The following is a 17,751-nucleotide window of genomic DNA, read 5'->3' as shown; positions in this document are numbered from 1 at the left end:
TCCCGAACTCAGCAGTGAAACGATGCATCGCCGATGGTAGTGTGGGGTTTCCCCATGTGAGAGTAGGTCATCGTCAAGATTAAATTCCGAAACCCCTATCTGCGTATGCAGGTAGGGGTTTTGTTTTGTCCGCAGGAAAGTGCCGAAAAAAAGGGCAACCTCATGGGCTGCCCTTGTCTGCACAGCAGACGGAGGCGGCCAAAGTGTTTACGCAGAGCTTCAATCTTACTCAGCATACTGGTGTCCATCGTGTGAAGGGCACATGTGAGGAGGTGGGGCGGCATCAGGCGTCAGCCTGGATAAGGCTCAGGTTTGCAGGAATGGCACTTATCAAAAAGATAGGCGAGCCTTTTTCAGACTCGCCTATCTTTGTTTCGGTGAAGAGGCTCGTCAGGCCTGATGACTTACCTGTTGTTAGTGACGATCCAGCCACACTGTCTGCGCGTTGCAGAATTCCCGCACCCCGAAGTGCGATAACTCGCGACCAAAACCGCTCTTCTTCACGCCGCCAAAGGTGACACGCGGATCGGAGGCGCAGTAACCATTGATGAAAACGCCACCGGTTTCCAGTTCGCCGGCCATTTTTTGGGCGCGTTCCACGTCGCCTGAATAGATCGTCGCGGCGAGGCCGAATTCACTGTCATTTGCCAGTTCCAGGGCGTGGGTAGCATCGCGTGCGGTGATGATCGACGCGACCGGGCCAAACAGTTCCTGTTTGAACGAGGTCATCTGGTCGGTGACATCCGCGAAAACCGTTGGCTCGTAGAAATTGCCGGGGCCTTCGGCCTTGTGGCCACCCAATAACAACGTCGCGCCTTCTTCCAGTGTGTCGCGCACCTGCTGATCCAGCTCATCACGCAGATCAAAGCGCGCCATCGGGCCGATGTACGTGGCGGCGGCCAGTGGATCACCGACCACCAATTTACGCGTGGCTTCAACGAATTTGCGCGTGAACTCCTCGACAACGCCTTGTTCGATAATCAGGCGCTTGGCCGCCGCGCAGACTTGCCCGGTGTTTTGATAACGACCAATCACGGCGGCTTTCACCGCATCGTCGAGGTCGGCATCGTTGAGCACGATAAAAGGGTCAGAGCCGCCCAATTCCAAGACGCATTTCTTCAACGCCGCACCGGCCTGCGCGCCGATGGCCATGCCGGCTCGCACACTGCCGGTGAGGGTGACCGCTGCAATGCGTGGGTCTTTGATGGCCGTAGAAACGCCTTCCGGCGTGACGTTGATGACTTCGAACACACCTTCAGGGAAGTCGGCTTGCTTGAAGGCTTCCAGCAAAAGATAAGCGCTGCCCATCACGTTCGGTGCGTGTTTGAGCACGTAGGTGTTGCCGGCGAGCAGTACCGGAACGGCGCCACGCAGTACCTGCCAGATCGGGAAATTCCACGGCATTACCGCGAGAATAGGGCCGAGCGGGCGGTATTCGATGCGCGCCTTGCCGCCTTCAACCATGGTTGGCTCGGCTGTCAACATCGCAGGGCCGTGTTCGGCGTACCACTCGCAGAGCTGCGCACACTTTTCGATTTCGCCACGTGCTTGAGTGATCGGCTTACCCATCTCCAGGGTGATCATGTTCGCCATCGTTTCTGCATTGTTGCGCAAAACCTGGGCCAGGATGATCAGCCGTTGCGAGCGTTGCGCAACCGGTGTGCCGCGCCAGACACGGAACCCGGCCGCGGCACGTGACAGTGCGGTTTGCAGCGCCGCTTCGGATTCAAAAGGGTAGCTACCGATCTGCTCGCCGTTGAGGGGATTGATCGAAATGGCATGGGTGAGGCTGGAAATATTAGTCATGGCACCGTCCTGCGGGGTGGGAAGGCGTTCAGACTACGGTGGCTTTTAGTTTCTGAAAACTGAATAATGATGATCATATCGTTCATGTTTGGAGAATGACGTGGATCTGGTACAGCTAGAAATTTTCAAAGCGGTCGCCGAGCACGGCAGCATCAGCGTCGCCGCTCAGCATATCCATCGTGTGCCGTCGAACCTGACGACGCGGATCAAACAACTGGAACTGGACCTGGGCGTGGACCTGTTTATCCGCGAGAAAAGCCGCTTGCGGCTGTCGCCAGCCGGTTGGAGTTTTCTCGACTATGCCCGACGCATTCTCGATCTGGTCCAGGAGGCGCGCGCGACGGTCGCCGGGGAAGAGCCGCAGGGATCGTTTCCTCTGGGGTCGCTGGAGAGCACGGCGGCGGTGCGTATTCCTGAGTTGCTGGCCGCCTATAACCAGAAGCACGCCAAGGTCGAACTGGCCCTCTCCACCGGTCCTTCCGGGACCATGATCGACGGCGTGCTATCGGGCCGATTAGCCGCTGCGTTTGTCGACGGGCCGGTGCTGCACCCGGCACTGGAGGGCGTGCCGGCATTCGAGGAAGAGATGGTGCTCATCGCGCCGCTCAACCATTCCCCGATCCATCGCGCGCAGGATGTGAACGGCGAAAACATCTACGCCTTTCGCTCCAATTGCTCTTACCGCCATCACTTTGAAAGTTGGTTCGCCAAGGATGCTGCGGTACCCGGGAAGATTTTCGAAATGGAGTCCTATCACGGCATGCTCGCCTGTGTCAGCTCCGGTGCTGGTCTGGCGCTGATGCCGCGAAGCATGCTCGAAAGCATGCCGGGCTGCACCACCGTGAGTGTCTGGCCATTGTCGGAGTCTTTTCGCTATTTGCGAACCTGGCTGGTGTGGCGCCGGGGGACGGTGTCGCAAAGCCTGACCATGTTCGTGCGCTTGCTCGAAGAGCGATGCGCAGGGGCGGGCCTACTGACTTGAGCGAATCGCGCCGCCATCGATCAGCAGGTTCTGCCCGGTCAGGCAGCCTGCGTGACGGCTGCAAACGAACGCGCAAAGTGCACCGAACTCCTCGAGAGAGCCAAAGCGTTTCGCCGGGATTTCGCTACGACAATCGGCGAGGAACGCTTCACTGTCTTGCCCCATCTCCTCGGCAGCGGCGACCAGGTTGCCACGCAGCCGATCGGTGTCGAATGAGCCGGGTTGCAGGTTGTAGATCGCGACGTTGCGGCTGGCAATATTGTCCTGCCGTGCAAGCCCGGCGATGAACCCTGTCAGGCCACTTCGTGCACCGTTCGACAAACCCAGGCTTTCGATGGGCGATTTGACCGCGCTCGAGGTGATGTTGATGATTCGGCCGAAGCCGCGTTTGGCCATGCCGTCCACCGTGGCTTTGATCAGCTCGATAGGGGGGAGCATGTTGGCATCCAGTGCCTTTAACCATGGGCCGGAGTGGAAATATCTCCCGCAACGGCAATGACGGTCACTTGGGGATTGAGCGCTCTGAGCTGATTGGCGGTTTCATTGAGCATCTGTTCACCTCGGGCGGTGATCACGACGTTCACGCCTTCAATGACCAATGCCTGGGCGCAGGCCTTGCCCAGACCTTTACTGGCCGCGCATACCATGGCCCAACGCCCCGCAATGCCAAGGTCCATAAATGTCCTCCTGACGGGACCCAAAGAAAGTTGCGGGCCTTGCAGCCGTGATCTTCGATTTTCCAGCCTGCTATTCCGATGGATGTCGGAATAGCAGGGCAGCGTAAAAGCTGTCAGTGGGAATGACGCGGCTCGCCGCCACTTCGAGCAATGACCCGCATATGCAGGGTGGCCGGCTCCAGGCATCCGCCAGTCGATAACTGTCCGACCAATTGCCGGTACAGCTCTTGCCAAGGCGTTTGGGACGCAGGGATGTTTGGCGTCCACTCGGCGCGGCGGCGGGTCATTTCAGCTTCGTCGACCAGCAGGTTTACCGATCTCGCGTTGAGGTCCACGCGCAGGCGGTCGTTGGTTTTCAGCAGCGCCAAGCCTCCGCCGACAGCGGCTTCCGGTGACATGTTGAGGATCGAAGGGCTGGCCGAAGTGCCGCTCTGGCGACCGTCACCCAGGCAAGGCAGGGAATCGATGCCTTGCTTGATCAGTGCTGCCGGTGGAGCCATGTTCACCACTTCGGCGCTACCGGGGTAGCCCACGGTGCCGGCACCACGAATCACCAGGATGCAACGCTCGTCGATGTCCAGCGACGGGTCGTCGATTCGGGCGTGATAGTCCTCCGGTCCTTCGAACACAATTGCCCGTGCTTCAAAGCTGTTTTCTGCGCCAGGCTCGGATAGATAAGTCTTGCGAAACGCCTCGCCGACCACCGACATTTTCATGATTGCGCTATCGAAGAAGTTACCGCTGAGAACGATGAAACCGGCGCGATGTTTGAGAGGGGTTTCGAAGGGATAGATCACGTCAGCGTTGCTGGTCAAACGGCTACTGACGATTTCGCCGATCGTCTTGCCGCTGACCGTAGCGCAGTCTTCGTGCAGGCGCCCGGCTTTTTGCAGTTCATGCATGACCGATGGCACGCCGCCCGCGCGATGGAAACCCTCTCCCAGGTATTTGCCGGCCGGCATGCAATTGACCAGCAGTGGCACATCTTCGCCAATCCGTTGCCAGTCATCCAGACTCAACTCGACGCCCATGTGCCGGGCGATGGCGATCAGGTGCGGAGGGCAGTTGCTTGAGGCGCCGAGCGCCGACGCCACGGCGATGGCATTTTCGAAGGCTTCGCGGGTCATGATGTGTGACGGGCGTACGTCCTGTATCACCAGTTCGCAGATACGCTTGCCGGTGGCGTAGGCCATTTGACCACGCTCGCGGTAGGGCGCCGGAATGCTCGCACAACCCGGCAACGACATGCCCAGCGCTTCGGCGAGTGCGTTCATCGACAGTGCGGTGCCCATGGTGTTGCAGTGACCCACCGAGGGCGATGCCGCGGTGGTCATTTCCATGAAGCCTTCGTAATCGATTTCACCGGTCGCCATCAGATTGCGCGCGTGCCAGAGCACGGTGCCGGAGCCGATCAGTTCGCCCTTGTGGTGACCGTCGAGCATCGGCCCGCCGGACAGCACAATGGAAGGCAGGTCAGTGGTGGCGGCGGCCATCAGACAGGCCGGGGTGGTCTTGTCGCAACCGGTGGTGAGCACAACACCATCCAGCGGATAACCGTGGAGGATTTCCACCAGTCCCAGATAGGCCAGGTTCCGATCCAGTGCGGCAGTAGGCCGGCGTGACTGTTCGGCGATCGGATGGACGGGGAATTCCATTGGGATGCCACCGGCATCGCGAATACCGGCCTTGACCCGCTGTGCGAGTTCCAGGTGATGACGGTTGCAAGGTGTCAGGTCGCTGCCGGTCTGGGCGATACCGATGATTGGACGACCCGATTGCAGCTCTTCTCGGGTCATGCCGTAGTTCATGTAGCGTTCGACATACAGGGCAGTCATGTCCGCGTGGGCAGGGTCGTTGAACCATTGCTCGCTGCGCAGACGGCGTCTAGGGGTGTCACTCATGATTCAGGTCTCTCTTGTAATTGGATGAATCGACAATCTGTTCTGGCTCAGCGTGCGAGCAGTCCTCGGGACACCAGGTTACGCAGCAAGGCGCTCACGCCAAAGGTCCATGGCGTTGCCTCGCAGCTGTGGGTCACCTGATTGTGCAAGCTGCCCAGCAACGGGCTGCGGATACTGACCCGGTCCCCCAGTTTGTGGGTGAAACCACTGCCGACATGATCGCGATCTTCAGTGGGGGCGAACAGGGTACCGAGAAACAGCAGGAAACCATCGGGGTATTGGTGATTGGCGTTGAGGGTCTGCCCGGCGAGGTCCTGCGGGTCACGGCTGATCTGGCTCATGGAGCTCGATCCCTGCATCCGGTAGCCGTCCTCACCTTGTACTTCAAGATCGACCACGCAGGCACGGACATCGTCCAGGCTGAAGTGCTCGTCGAACAGGCGGATGAACGGCCCGATCGAGCAGGATGCGTTATTGTCCTTGGCCTTGCTCAGCAGCAGCGCGCTGCGGCCTTCAAAATCCCGCAGGTTGACGTCGTTGCCCAGGGTAGCCCCGTGAATCTGTCCGCGGCTGTTCACCGCCAGCACCACTTCCGGTTCCGGGTTATTCCACTGCGAATCGGGGTGAATGCCGATCCGGCTGCCGCTGCCGACAGAGGCCAAAACCGGCGCCTTGGTGAAGATTTCCGCGTCCGGACCGATACCCACTTCCAGGTATTGCGACCACATGCCCTGTTCGATCAACAAGGCTTTCAAACGCATGGCCTGCTCTGAGCCAGGAACGATCGAGCGCAGGTTGTCACCGATCACGCCGTGCACGGTGGCCCGCACGGCTTCGGCTTTGGCGGCGTCACCACCGGCCTGCTCTTCGATCACACGCTCGATCATGCTGGCGGCGAAGGTCACGCCGGCGGCCTTGATCACTTGCAAGTCCAGAGGGGCCAGCAGGTAAGGTCTGGACGGGTCGGCGTCAGGTCCGGTGTTGGCGAGCAGGGCCTCGATACTGGTAATGAAGGTGCCCGGCGTCTCGCGCACTGCCGACACAGGAGCGTCCGCTTCCAGCAAGTCACTCAGGGTCGCAAAGCGCTCCGACAGATCGAACACTCCGTCGGCGCGCAGAACGATCGGCGAAGGCCCGGCGATCTGGCCCGGTACCCAGGCGCGACCGATCAAGGTACCGGCGACGCCATCGACGGGCAGGGTGTTTTCGGGAGTAAGCAATAGCGACATGGGGCATCTTCCTGGTTCGTAAAGACTTCACGCTAGGGCGGACACTCGATAAACTCCAATGAGATAAATTCAGTATTCGATAACTTGTGGTTATTACTTGTACGAGGCGTGTTCATGTCGGATCTGTCCTTCTCCAGTTTCTGCGGCTGGCTCAAATTCAGGCATTTGCTGCTGATCGACACGTTGGGGCGCACGCGCAACATGCACTTGGCGGCGCAACAGATGAACCTCAGCCAGCCGGCCATCAGCAAAATGCTCAAAGAGATCGAAAGCCTGCTCGGTTTCGCCTTGTTCGAGCGCCAACCACGGGCCATGCCGCCCACGGCATTAGGCGAGCACGTGCTGCGGTATGCGCAAATTGCCTTGAACGATGCCCGCTCGTTCGTCGAGCAAATCAGCAGCCTGCGCGAGGGAGGGCACGGTCACCTCAAGGTCGGCGGAATATTTGCCGCTACGGCGGTGGCCCTGCCCGAGGCGATCTTGCAGATCAAACAGCGCTGGCCATTGCTGTCGATCGAGGTAGTGGAGCAAACCAGTAACCATCTGATGGAAATGCTTGAAGAGAAAAAGCTGGACCTGGCCATCGCCCGTTTCACCGATCAAAGCCAGCAACAACGGTATGACTTTCAACCGCTGGCTCCCGAACCGTTCTGCATTGTGGTCAACGACCGGCATCCGCTGGCAGGTGTCGGACCCATCTCGTTGGAGCAATTGGTGGACTTGCCATGGATTCTTTACCCGGTGGGCACGCCGATTCGCGGGCGCATGGAACTCGCGTTCGCCGAAGCCGGCGTGGGAATGCCCCGCAACACCGTCGACACCATTTCGATGCAGACCTTTCTCCAGGTGCTGCAGCGTGGGCCGATGATCGGGATGCTGCCCAATGCCATGGTCAACCCTCTGCTCGAAAGCGGTCAGCTCAAGACGCTGGATACGCCTTTGCATTTGGTCCCGCAGGATTACGGCATCCTCACCCGCAAGGGCGAGCAACTGGTGGGGGCCGCTCTGGAGTTTGCCGAAATACTCAAGGACAACGCCCGCTTGAACAACGATTCAGCGAGTTAATTACGATGAGGTTTATCGGGTATTACGATAACGGATCGTTATCGGTTAATCCAAAAATGCCATTGGGAAAGAATCGATTCGCGACAGTACAGTAGCGACCTGCTTTCAATCAGGGTCAGGAGACTGTCATGCCCGAACTGTCCGGACACAATTTCATCGCAGGAGGCCGCAGCGCCGCCGGATCGGTGGTGTTGCACAGCGTTGATGCGACGACCGGGCAACCTTTGCCCACCGCCTTCATTCAGGCCACGGTCGAGGAAGTGGACGCCGCGGTAACGGCCGCCGCCCAGGCCTATCCGGTTTATCGCCATCTGCCGGCCGCCCGTCGCGCCGAGTTCCTTGAGGCCATTGCCACAGAGCTGGATGCACTGGGCGATGACTTCGTTGCCCTGGTCTGCCAGGAAACCGCTTTGCCTGCGGCACGCATCCAGGGCGAACGAGCTCGCACCAGCGGCCAGATGCGCCTGTTCGCCCAGACCCTGCGTCGCGGCGACTTCTACGGTGCACGCATCGATCTGCCACTTCCGGCACGCCAACCCTTGCCGCGCGTCGATCTGCGTCAGTGTCGCCTGGGTGTCGGCCCGGTCGCGGTGTTTGGCGCAAGTAACTTTCCGTTGGCATTTTCTACCGCTGGAGGTGACACCGCGGCTGCGCTCGCTGCCGGTTGTCCGGTAGTGTTCAAAGCCCACAGCGGACACATGGCGACCGCCGAACGAGTGGCCGAAGCCATCGTTCGCGCTGCCGAGCATACCGGCATGCCCGAGGGCGTGTTCAACATGATTTTCGGTGCGGGTGTGGGAGAAACGCTGGTCAAGCATCCGCTGCTTCAGGCGGTCGGTTTCACCGGTTCGCTCAAGGGCGGCAGGGCGCTGTGCGACATGGCCGCCGCCCGCCCGCAACCGATCCCGGTATTTGCCGAGATGAGCAGCATCAACCCGGTGCTGGTCCTGCCCGAGGCACTGCAAGTGCGCGGCGAGCGCATCGCTACTGAACTGGCGGCGTCGGTGGTCATGGGCGCGGGGCAGTTCTGCACCAATCCCGGTCTGGTCATTGGCATTCGTTCGCCGGCCTTCAGTCACTTTGTGCAGACGCTCAGCGCCTTGATGGCTGATCAGCCCGCGCAAACCATGCTCAATGCGGGAGGCCTGCGCAGTTACGTTCACGGTTGCGAAACGTTGCTGGCGCATCCGCAGATCATTCATCTGGCAGGTCCGGCACAGCAGGGCAACAAAGCGCAGGCGCAATTGTTCCAGGCCGATGCCAGCCTGCTGCTGACGGGCAATGAATTACTGCAGGAAGAAATCTTCGGCCCGGCCACCGTGGTGGTTGAGGTGGCTGATCGGGCCGAGCTGTTGGCGGCCTTGCACGGTTTACGCGGCCAACTGACCGCAACCTTGATGGGTGAGACGGCAGAGTTGGAACAGTCCGCCGACCTGGTGGCGCTGCTTGAGCAAAAAGTCGGTCGCGTACTGGTCAATGGTTACCCCACCGGTGTGGAAGTCTGCGATGCCATGGTCCACGGCGGTCCTTGGCCGGCGACATCTGATGCCCGTGGCACCTCGGTGGGTACATTGGCTATCGATCGCTTTCTGCGCCCGGTGTGCTACCAGAATTTTCCGGATGCCTTGCTTCCTGATGCGCTGAAGAACGGCAATCCACTGGGACTGATGCGCCTGGTCAACGGAGAAAAAACCACCGAGGCACTCTAGTCATCGCTTCATTGCCGAGTGAACGGTTCATTCGGCCTGACCCATTCGATAAAAACAATCAGGCATGTCCACATGCCCAGGGGTTACCTCATGCAAACGATATCCGAGCAATTGCCTGCGCAGGCGCACGCCAGCGCAGTCGAATTTGAAGACCGGACCTACCGCAAGGTGATCTGGCGAATTCTTCCTGTCCTGCTCCTGTGTTACATGGCCGCTTACCTGGACCGGGTCAATATCGGCTTTGCCAAACTCGACATGCTCAACGAGCTGCAGTTCAGCAATACCGTCTATGCCTTGGGCGCCAGTATGTTCTTCTGGGGCTACTTCCTTTTTGAGGTGCCCAGCAACTTGTTGCTGCATCGCTACGGCGCGCGCTTCTGGATCGCCCGGATCATGTTGACCTGGGCCGTGATCTCCATGGCCGTGGCGTTCACCGTACCGCTGGCGGGTTTCTTCCACATAGAATCGAGCACGATGTTCTACGTGCTGCGCTTCTTGTTGGGCATCTGCGAAGCCGGCTTTTTCCCGGGTGTGATTCTGTACCTCAACTACTGGTTTCCGACCCATCGGCAAAGCCGGGTGATGTCCGGGTTCCTGATGGCTTTGCCGGTCAGCCTGACTCTGGGCGGGATCCTTTCCGGTTGGTTGATGAGCAGCATGCAAGGCGTGCAGGGTATGTCCGGATGGCAGTGGATGCTGATCATCGAAGGCATTCCATCGGTGATCATGGCGTTCGTCGTCATCGTCTGCCTGGCCAACAACATCGACTCCGCCAAATGGCTGTCCGCTGCGGAGAAAGCCTTGCTCAAGGCCAATCTGCAAACCGATAACCAAGGCAAGGCTTCCCGCCTGAGCGAGGTGTTTTTCAATCCTCGGGTGTGGTTGCTGGTCTTTATTCTGCTGACCTTCAACACCGGCTTCTACGGCCTGGCGTTCTGGATGCCCTCGATCATCAAGAGCACGGGCATCACCAACAGTTTGCACATTGGCCTCCTGACTGCCATTCCCTATTCGATAGCCACGGTTGCGATGCTGCTCAATGCACGGCACTCCAACCGGACCGGTGAGCGTCGTATGCACGCGGCGGTCCCGGCCTTCATCGGTGGTTTGGGGTTGATCCTGAGCGCGTATTTCGCCGACAACCTGGTGTTGTCCGTGTTGTTCCTCAGCGTATCTGCCTCGGGGATCCTCAGTCTGATGCCGATTTTCTGGACCTTGCCGGGGACCGTGCTTTCCGGTGTCGCCGCTGCGGCGGGTATCGGCATGATCAACGCCTTCGGCAACCTCTCCGGTTTCACCGGCTCGATGATCACCGCCGTCGCTGAAAACCTGACCGGCAATATCAACAACGGCACCTACGTACTGGCGGTCTGCTTGTTCGTCAGCGGTGGGCTGATCCTCGCCATTCCCGCGTCGATGCTCGGCAGAACCCCTAAAACCGCAACCCTCAGCGCGAAGCTGGAGGCTGCATGAACCTGCAGGACAAACGGGTACTGATCACGGCGTCGGGGCAGGGTATCGGCATGGCCAGCGCCATTGCCTTTGCCCGGGCCGGTGCCGAAGTGTTTGCCACGGACCTCGATATCAGCAGGCTGGAAGGGCTTGAAGGCATAACGGCGATTACCCTGGACGTGACCTCGACCACCGCCATCAGCGAAATCAGTGAACGCATCGGCGCTCTGGACGTGTTGTTCAACTGCGCAGGCTACGTGCACAGTGGCAACATTCTCGAATGCGATGAAGCGGACTGGGCGCGGTCGATGGACATCAACGTCACCGCCATGTACCGCATGATCCGCGCGTTCCTGCCGGGCATGCTGGAACGCGGAGGTGGATCAGTCATCAACATGTCATCGGTGGTTTCCAGCGTCAAAGGCGTGCCCAACCGTTTTGCCTATGCGGCCAGCAAAGCGGCGGTGGTAGGCCTGACCAAGGCGGTTGCCGCCGACTTCGTCGGTCAGGGTATTCGCTGCAACGCCATTTGCCCCGGTACCGTGGAATCGCCGTCGCTGCGTCAGCGCATTGCCGCCCAGGCTGCGCAACAAGGCGTCGACGAGGCACGGGTCTACCAGCAATTCCTTGATCGCCAACCCATGGGTCGCATCGGCAGTGCCGAAGAGATTGCCCAGTTGGCTGTGTACCTGGGCAGCGATGCGTCCGCCTACACCACAGGCGGCGTGCATGTCATCGATGGCGGCATGAGCATCTGAAACCCGCTTCGCACTTTCGGTTTGAGCAGGAGAACTACATGAAACTGTTGCGTTATGGCGAAAAAGGTTCGGAAAAACCGGGCCTGCTGGATGCCGATAATCAGCTCCGCGACCTCTCGGCTCATGTGGCGGATATTGCCGGACAGGCGCTGAGCCCGGAAAGCCTGGCAACGCTTGCCGCAATCGATCCGTCCAGCCTGCCCATCGTTGCCGGAAAGCCACGGATAGGCGCCTGCGTCGGCCAGGTCGGTAAATTTGTCTGCATTGGTCTGAACTATGCCGATCATGCGGCTGAATCGAACATGGAAGTTCCGAAAGAACCGATCATCTTCAACAAATGGACCAGTGCCATCTGCGGCCCGAACGATCCCATCGAGATCCCGCGCGGTTCAAAGAAGACCGATTGGGAAGTCGAGCTCGGCGTGGTCATCGGCAAAGGCGGGCGCAATATCGATGAAGCCAGCGCCATGGAACACGTCGCCGGTTATTGCGTGATCAACGATGTCTCCGAGCGCGAATGGCAACTGGAGCGTGGCGGTTCCTGGGACAAAGGCAAAGGCTTCGATACTTTTGGTCCGCTTGGCCCGTGGCTGGTAACCCGCGATGAAATCACCGATCCGCATTCGCTGGACCTGTGGCTCGATGTTGACGGACACCGCTACCAGCAAGGGAATACGCGGACGCTGATCTTTAACGTGCCGCAACTGATTGCTTACCTGAGTCGTTGCATGAGCCTGCAACCTGGCGATGTCATTTCAACCGGGACACCCCCTGGCGTGGGGTTGGGTATCAAGCCCCATCCGGTCTTCCTGCGCCCGGGCCAGACCATTCGCCTGGGAATCGCGGGCCTGGGTGAACAGCATCAGGTCACGGTGCAGGCAGACTGATCTGGTTATCATTGGCGTGCTACGGCCTGTGACTGGCTTGTATTTCTTGCCAGCGAGAGCCGCGTTCTGTCATTACCCATAGGGCTGACCTGATGGGCCGGATAGGAGTCTCGTTCCTCGCTCCAGATAACAAAAACGCCACTTTCTGAGTGGCGTTTTTGTTTGTGCATGATGGGTCGCATCGGTATGGCTACCATGGTCACCAGCAGTCACCGATAGATAACAGGCTCTTTGTCAGCTGATGAGGGATCTGGCGCAGAGCAAGTCAATCACATCCTGAAAGCATGGCGATGGTTTGGACTGGCATTCTTGTCGTTGTTTCGCCAAGTGCGATGCTTCTTTCTTAAAGTCTCTGACTCGCATCGTCTGAATCAGGCAAAGCAAAAATGTACTTTTTTCTGCCAAATAATCTGTTGCTGCAGCGATCCGCCCCTGCTTGTATCCTTGTTCAAGACGATGACGAGCGGCAACAGGGATTGAGTTGGCCCATTAGTCGCTGGAACGGAAAACCGGACTTTCCATAAGGTAGTAACGTGAAGCGTGATACCCGCCTTGTTGTGCTTTTGTTGTTGGTTATCAGTTGTTCCCTGGCGTCTCTGACGGTGTGGAAAGTGTTGGCTTCTCGAGATCGGGCACTGGAGGAGGTAGACGTTCACGGCTTGAACCTTACCCAGGCGCTTGCAACTTACTCTGAGGGTATCGTCCGCCAGAGTTCACTGCTTTTGCTCGGGCTCGTCGAACGCCTGGAAATCGAAGGGAGTGGCCCCGCACAGATTCAACGCCTGAGTGCGCTGATCAACCGCCAGGAACCGCTGATGCCACAGCTCAGTGGCATCGCTATCTACGATAATCAGGGTCGTTGGTTGATGTCTTCCAATCGGCCAATTCCAGCCGGGGCGAACAGCAGCGATCGTACCTATTTCATTCATCATCGTGACGATCCATCCCGTGAGACGTTTATTGGCCCGCCCATCCAGAGCCGCTCCAATCAGGAGTGGGTGATTACTGTCAGCCGACGTTTCAATGATGCTCGCGGCGAGTTTGCCGGCGTGGTGGCGGTCACCTTGGGTGTCGAAAACTTCCTGCGGCTGTTCGGGACGATCGACGTAGGACAGGAGGGTGCAATCGGCTTGTCCTATACCGATGGTACGTTGCTGGTTCGCTATCCGTTCCGCGAGCAGGACATGGGGCGCAACTTTTCCAAATCGCCGATCTATGCAAAGTATCTTGTCGATCGATCAGTTGGCACCGCGTCGTTTACCTCCAGTCTGGATGGTGTGGAGCGGCTCTACGCCTTCCGCAAGAGTGATCGGCTGCCCCTGATAACCACCGTCGCACTCGGTAAGCGCGAGGCCCTGGCGGCGTGGCGAATGGAGGCGCTGCTGTCGGCTGTGGTGGTGATGGGGTTGCTGGGGCTTACCGGCCTCATCGGCTGGTTCCTGATCCTGGATATCCGTCGGCGTACCAGGGCAGAAGATCAGTTGCGGGAAACCCAGCAGCAGTTGCTCACATCGAATCGGCAGCTTGAGCTGCTTGCGATGAAGGACGCTCTGACCGGTTTGGCAAATCGGCGCTGCTTTGATGAGAGTCTGGCCATGGAAGCACGGCGCGCACAACGTAACGGCACGACGTTGGCATTGCTGATGATTGATATCGACTACTTCAAGCGGTTCAACGACTCACTCGGACATGTAGCCGGAGATGCTTGCCTGCAGACAGTTGGCAGGATCCTGGAGGATTGTGTGCGGCGACCGTCGGACCTGTTGGCACGCTATGGGGGAGAAGAGTTGGGTGTAATCATGCCTGACACCGACAGTGACGGTGCCGCGGTGGTCGCGCAACTTATTCTCGACCGTTTGAAGCGAGAGAACATCCCGCACACATCCAGCCCGTTCGGACGGGTCAGTGTCAGCATCGGGATTGCTACGGCCAGGGGAACGGAACTGGGGAATTTGCAAAGATTGATCGAGGTGGCAGATCAAGCGCTGTATAACGCCAAGGCGTTGGGGCGTAACCAGTTTGTGAGAGGGTGACCGCGCTGAAGAGGGGCTTCACCGCCTCATCCTGCGGCATTCTAAAACAATCGATTATTCAACAGCGTCGGCCGGATTTTACCTGCCGCGAAGGGCTGTATCCGACCCGAAACGGACCACTTTAAGCTCCGTTGTTGATTAAGGATCGAGCCTGCTAGCATTGAGTGCAAGTGAGCCTATAAGAGCCCTGACGATGCAGATGATTAAAGTAGAAGCGAGCGGTTTGGATCAGCTCCGTGATTCGTTGAGTCAAGCCGGATTGCCCTTCGATGATGTGAGCGCGCCAGGGCGGCAGTTCTACCACTTCGACATAGACGGGAAACTGGTTGCTTATGGCGGGCTGGAGGGTACCGGTCACGATCTCCTGCTTCGCTCTCTGGTCGTTTGCGAGGAGCATCGTGGAGCGGGACTTGGTAAAACGGTATTGTCGAAACTGGAACAGTACGCGGTCTCCCAAGGCGCGGTCCGACTGCATTTGTTGACCCAAAGTGCTGTTGATTTCTTCGTGGCCAACGGGTACGAACTGCTTGATAGGGATAAGGCGCCTGTCGCAATTACCCACACAGCTCAGTTCAAGCATTTGTGCCCCTCATCAGCGAGCTACTTACGGAAAACGTTAAGTGCTCCCCTCTGTGCCGAGCGCCCCGTCGAAACGTGCTGAACACCTAATCGTTCATTTGTTCATCATGTTGCGATGATGTGCGTCGCTTTCCATCGATCTCCAGTAGAGACAGGGCGTCGAGCCGACACTGGCTCGTCAATCCAACAGGTGCTTTAGCGCAGCGACGCCAACAGGCGGCTCAGCTGTCCAGGGCACCACAATGACAGCATGGCGGGTTTGATCGGCTACTCGCGTCATCTGTTTTTGCTCGCTATCCAGGCGCGCTCGCAGCAGCGGGTCGGTGGTGTCTGTGGCCAATAGCGACTTATTGACCACCCATGCAAATGGTTCGATGCTGGCCCTGCGCAAGTCATCTTGCAGCGCTGCCGCCTGAGACACCGGTGTGGCTTCGGGCAGCGTCACGAGGAGGATTTTGGTGTAGTCAGCATCTTGCAGGCGCATTAATGGCGTGACGATGTGGTCCGAGGCTTGGCCTTTGAATTCCCTGACCATCTGACGGTGATAGGCGCCTGTGGCATCCATCAAAAGCAGCGAATGACCCGTGGGAGCGGTGTCCAGCACCACGAACGAGGTCCTGGCTTGAGAAACCACGCGTGAGAAAGCATGGAAGACGGCGACCTCTTCGGTGCAGGGCGAGCGCAGATCCTCAACGAGCAAGGCTATTTCATCTTCCGTCAGGGTCGAAGCGCGGGACGCTACGATCTTGTCGACGTATTTTTGGGTTTCGACCTTCGGGTCGATGCGGCCGACGCTGAGCCCTTGAACATCGGCGTTGAGGGTCATCGTCAGATGCGCCGCAGGATCCGTCGTGCTCAGATGAACGGACTTGCCGTGCTGCACCAGGCCAAGCGCGATAGCGGCGGCAATGGTTGTTTTGCCAACCCCCCCTTTGCCCATGACCAGGATCAACCCGCGTTCGTCATTCGCAAGCTCGGCAACCAGTTCCGAGAGTTTGTGATGTTCGAGGCGTGAGGGCTCGTGGGTGAAAGTGTTTGTTGGCCGAGTAAATTCCGGGGCAAGCAGCCCGCGTAGTGCCGGTAAGCCAACGGAATCCACAGCCTTGAGCGGAATGTAGTCGACTGCAAGCTGGCGCAGCGAAGCTGGCATCTCGTCAAGCGCCTGCTGGCCGATGGCTTCGATGGCTGCTGCGATCGGGTCATTCAAGTTGCTGCGTTTGAATACAGCGTTCACCACCAGACGTTGGTTTTCCAGACCCAATTCACGAAGCTCGTCAGAGGATCGCGCGGCCTCACCGAGCGCGCCTTTGTCCGGTCGAGCCACTAGCACGACGGTGGTCAGGGCTGGATTATTGAGCGCGGTCAACGCCTGATTGAAAAGCTGCTCCTGCATTTTCAAACCCGAGTGCGGCCCCAGACATGACGCACCACGATCGTTGCCTTTCAGAAACCCGCTCCACGCTTTTGGCAGGCTCAACAGCCTGAGCGTGTGTCCCGTGGGAGCGGTATCGAACACGACGTGGTCATAGTCCGCGCCGCCTTGAGACAGGAGATGGGAGAACTCATCGAAGGTTGCGATTTCGGTCGTGCATGCCCCCGAGAGTTGCTCGCGTACCAGAGCAATATCTTGATCGCTGGCCTGGGGGCCCATTTGCTCGACCACTCGGGATCGGTAGTCGATGGCTGCGGTCCCGGGGTCGATGTTGAGCACGAACATTCCAGGCACGTCCGGCACCGCTACAGGCTGATTGCTCAGCTCGACACCGAGCATCTCATCAAGGTTCGAGGCGGCGTCTGTGCTAACCAGCAGCACTTTCTTGCCTGCATCAGCCAAGGCGATTGATACCGCTGTGGAGACCGACGTTTTGCCAACCCCGCCCTTGCCAGTGAAGAACAAATATTTGGTGGGCTGATCGAGCAGTTTGATGGTGGACTGCATGGGACGCTAACCTCCTCGTGGAGCACAACTGAGGTTCAGAGTTTAGACCGATGTGCAGCACCCCCGACTTTATCTTATGAATCAAGCGGAAACTTTTAGCCATCGAGTGACCGACCTTGGCCGTTTGCAGTACCTCCCGAAAGGCCCAACTGCAAAACTCCTTTTTAGATATGCAGTTGCCGCCGGTGCCACAGCGTTGGTCGTCGCGGGTCAGTCTTCCGGCAGGTTATTGAATATTTTTTCCAGCGTTCCGTTCAGTTTGGTGATCTGGGCTTCAGTCAGACCTTTGAAACTGGTGCGGAAGATATCGCTGGTAGCGTGCTGGATTTCTTCAATGGTGTGGCGGCCGACATCGGTGAGTGAGACCTGAGTCACGCGTCCGTCGCTGGCGCTGGTGTTGGTTTCTACCAGGCCGTCGGCTTTCATGCGATAGACAATTTTGGTGATGGTCGAGAGCTTCGCGATCGCGTGGATGGAGATTTCCGAAATGCTCGACTCGCCATTTTCCTTGAGGATGAACAGAATCCGCCAGCGCGGTATGTCCATATCGATTTTTTTCAGCGCTTTCTCCATGGCCATGGAGTAGCGTCCGTGCAGGCGAGCCAGCCAGTAGAAGGGAAACTCTTCCTTCTTGAAGTCTTCGCTGGCGGGGTTGTATCGGCTCAGGCGCTTTTTCGGGGTGGTCATAAAGGTTGGCGTAGTCTTTCAGGTGAGCGGGTTTGATAGCGGGCGTC

At 58.5% G+C, this 17,751-nt stretch carries 13 protein-coding genes and 1 pseudogene; 8 read left to right on the top strand and 6 right to left on the bottom strand.

The window, feature by feature from the left end; translation table 11 throughout:
* Nucleotides 1–414 precede the first annotated feature (414 nt).
* Complete coding sequence (locus tag F8N43_RS09140; RefSeq protein ID WP_150653649.1) at nucleotides 415–1,806, bottom strand: aldehyde dehydrogenase family protein; 1,392 nt, start codon at nucleotides 1,804–1,806, stop codon at nucleotides 415–417.
* Between the two features lie 100 nt (nucleotides 1,807–1,906).
* Here F8N43_RS09140 and ptrR point away from each other — a divergent pair, with 100 nt between their 5' ends.
* Nucleotides 1,907–2,788 carry a putrescine utilization regulator PtrR gene (ptrR, locus tag F8N43_RS09135; protein WP_150639533.1) on the top strand — a complete coding sequence of 294 codons (882 nt, stop codon included), beginning with the start codon at nucleotides 1,907–1,909 and terminating at the stop codon, nucleotides 2,786–2,788.
* On the opposite strand, the pseudogene F8N43_RS09130 reads toward ptrR, so the two are convergent.
* The 3 genes and pseudogenes from F8N43_RS09130 to F8N43_RS09120 form a co-directional block, all read right to left on the bottom strand.
* Nucleotides 2,777–3,465: pseudogene (locus F8N43_RS09130) on the bottom strand (SDR family oxidoreductase). The gene ptrR and the pseudogene F8N43_RS09130 sit on opposite strands and share 12 nt — an antisense overlap.
* Before the next feature lie 113 nt (nucleotides 3,466–3,578).
* Complete coding sequence (locus F8N43_RS09125) at nucleotides 3,579–5,366, bottom strand: IlvD/Edd family dehydratase (RefSeq protein WP_150639532.1); 1,788 nt, start codon at nucleotides 5,364–5,366, stop codon at nucleotides 3,579–3,581.
* A gap of 47 nt (nucleotides 5,367–5,413) precedes the next feature.
* Nucleotides 5,414–6,595 (bottom strand): fumarylacetoacetate hydrolase family protein, encoded by a 1,182-nt coding sequence (locus F8N43_RS09120; RefSeq protein WP_150653648.1) that lies wholly within the window; start codon nucleotides 6,593–6,595, stop codon nucleotides 5,414–5,416.
* Nucleotides 6,596–6,709: 114 nt separating this feature from the next.
* Between F8N43_RS09120 and F8N43_RS09115 the strand changes: the two genes are divergently transcribed.
* From F8N43_RS09115 to arsN2, 7 genes are all read left to right on the top strand, one after another.
* Nucleotides 6,710–7,660 carry a LysR family transcriptional regulator gene (locus F8N43_RS09115; RefSeq protein WP_008024779.1) on the top strand — a complete coding sequence of 317 codons (951 nt, stop codon included), beginning with the start codon at nucleotides 6,710–6,712 and terminating at the stop codon, nucleotides 7,658–7,660.
* Between the two features lie 128 nt (nucleotides 7,661–7,788).
* Nucleotides 7,789–9,369 carry an aldehyde dehydrogenase (NADP(+)) gene (locus tag F8N43_RS09110; protein ID WP_150639530.1) on the top strand — a complete coding sequence of 527 codons (1,581 nt, stop codon included), beginning with the start codon at nucleotides 7,789–7,791 and terminating at the stop codon, nucleotides 9,367–9,369.
* A gap of 90 nt (nucleotides 9,370–9,459) precedes the next feature.
* A complete protein-coding gene (locus F8N43_RS09105; RefSeq protein ID WP_150639529.1) occupies nucleotides 9,460–10,842 on the top strand; it encodes an MFS transporter in 1,383 nt (460 codons plus the stop codon).
* Nucleotides 10,839–11,579 (top strand): SDR family oxidoreductase, encoded by a 741-nt coding sequence (locus tag F8N43_RS09100; protein ID WP_150639528.1) that lies wholly within the window; start codon nucleotides 10,839–10,841, stop codon nucleotides 11,577–11,579. Before F8N43_RS09105 ends, F8N43_RS09100 begins: the two co-directional genes overlap by 4 nt.
* 38 nt (nucleotides 11,580–11,617) lie before the next feature.
* Complete coding sequence (locus F8N43_RS09095) at nucleotides 11,618–12,466, top strand: ureidoglycolate lyase (protein ID WP_150632653.1); 849 nt, start codon at nucleotides 11,618–11,620, stop codon at nucleotides 12,464–12,466.
* A 533-nt stretch (nucleotides 12,467–12,999) separates the two neighbouring features.
* Nucleotides 13,000–14,499: a sensor domain-containing diguanylate cyclase gene (locus F8N43_RS09090; RefSeq protein ID WP_150653647.1), complete on the top strand. Its 1,500-nt coding sequence runs from the start codon at nucleotides 13,000–13,002 to the stop codon at nucleotides 14,497–14,499.
* Between the two features lie 193 nt (nucleotides 14,500–14,692).
* Nucleotides 14,693–15,160 carry an arsenic resistance N-acetyltransferase ArsN2 gene (gene arsN2, locus F8N43_RS09085; RefSeq protein WP_150653646.1) on the top strand — a complete coding sequence of 156 codons (468 nt, stop codon included), beginning with the start codon at nucleotides 14,693–14,695 and terminating at the stop codon, nucleotides 15,158–15,160.
* Nucleotides 15,161–15,256: 96 nt separating this feature from the next.
* On the opposite strand, the gene arsA is transcribed toward arsN2, so the two are convergent.
* Both arsA and F8N43_RS09075 read right to left on the bottom strand, forming a co-directional pair.
* Nucleotides 15,257–17,017 carry an arsenical pump-driving ATPase gene (gene arsA / locus F8N43_RS09080; RefSeq protein ID WP_150653645.1) on the bottom strand — a complete coding sequence of 587 codons (1,761 nt, stop codon included), beginning with the start codon at nucleotides 17,015–17,017 and terminating at the stop codon, nucleotides 15,257–15,259.
* A 210-nt stretch (nucleotides 17,018–17,227) separates the two neighbouring features.
* Nucleotides 17,228–17,704, bottom strand: a complete 477-nt coding sequence (locus F8N43_RS09075; protein ID WP_150632649.1) for a MarR family winged helix-turn-helix transcriptional regulator — start codon at nucleotides 17,702–17,704, stop codon at nucleotides 17,228–17,230.
* Between the last annotated feature and the right edge of the window lie 47 nt (nucleotides 17,705–17,751).

The organism is Pseudomonas fluorescens, assembly GCF_902498065.1.
Taxonomy (GTDB): Bacteria; Pseudomonadota; Gammaproteobacteria; order Pseudomonadales; family Pseudomonadaceae; genus Aquipseudomonas; species Aquipseudomonas fluorescens_BJ.
The sequence above is the reverse complement of the archived record's forward strand: the minus strand, read 5'-3'. Positions and strand labels throughout refer to the sequence as shown.

What these genes read in the sequence shown, in the direction of transcription:
- F8N43_RS09105 (WP_150639529.1), top strand. Translation starts at nt 9,460, where the DNA reads ATGCAAACGATATCCGAGCAATTGCCTGCGCAGGCGCACGCCAGCGCA.
- F8N43_RS09120 (WP_150653648.1), bottom strand. Translation starts at nt 6,595, where the DNA reads ATGTCGCTATTGCTTACTCCCGAAAACACCCTGCCCGTCGATGGCGTC.
- F8N43_RS09075 (WP_150632649.1), bottom strand. Translation starts at nt 17,704, where the DNA reads ATGACCACCCCGAAAAAGCGCCTGAGCCGATACAACCCCGCCAGCGAA.
- F8N43_RS09140 (WP_150653649.1), bottom strand. Translation starts at nt 1,806, where the DNA reads ATGACTAATATTTCCAGCCTCACCCATGCCATTTCGATCAATCCCCTC.
- F8N43_RS09125 (WP_150639532.1), bottom strand. Translation starts at nt 5,366, where the DNA reads ATGAGTGACACCCCTAGACGCCGTCTGCGCAGCGAGCAATGGTTCAAC.
- F8N43_RS09110 (WP_150639530.1), top strand. Translation starts at nt 7,789, where the DNA reads ATGCCCGAACTGTCCGGACACAATTTCATCGCAGGAGGCCGCAGCGCC.
- arsA (WP_150653645.1), bottom strand. Translation starts at nt 17,017, where the DNA reads ATGCAGTCCACCATCAAACTGCTCGATCAGCCCACCAAATATTTGTTC.
- F8N43_RS09095 (WP_150632653.1), top strand. Translation starts at nt 11,618, where the DNA reads ATGAAACTGTTGCGTTATGGCGAAAAAGGTTCGGAAAAACCGGGCCTG.
- arsN2 (WP_150653646.1), top strand. Translation starts at nt 14,693, where the DNA reads ATGCAGATGATTAAAGTAGAAGCGAGCGGTTTGGATCAGCTCCGTGAT.
- F8N43_RS09115 (WP_008024779.1), top strand. Translation starts at nt 6,710, where the DNA reads ATGTCGGATCTGTCCTTCTCCAGTTTCTGCGGCTGGCTCAAATTCAGG.
- F8N43_RS09100 (WP_150639528.1), top strand. Translation starts at nt 10,839, where the DNA reads ATGAACCTGCAGGACAAACGGGTACTGATCACGGCGTCGGGGCAGGGT.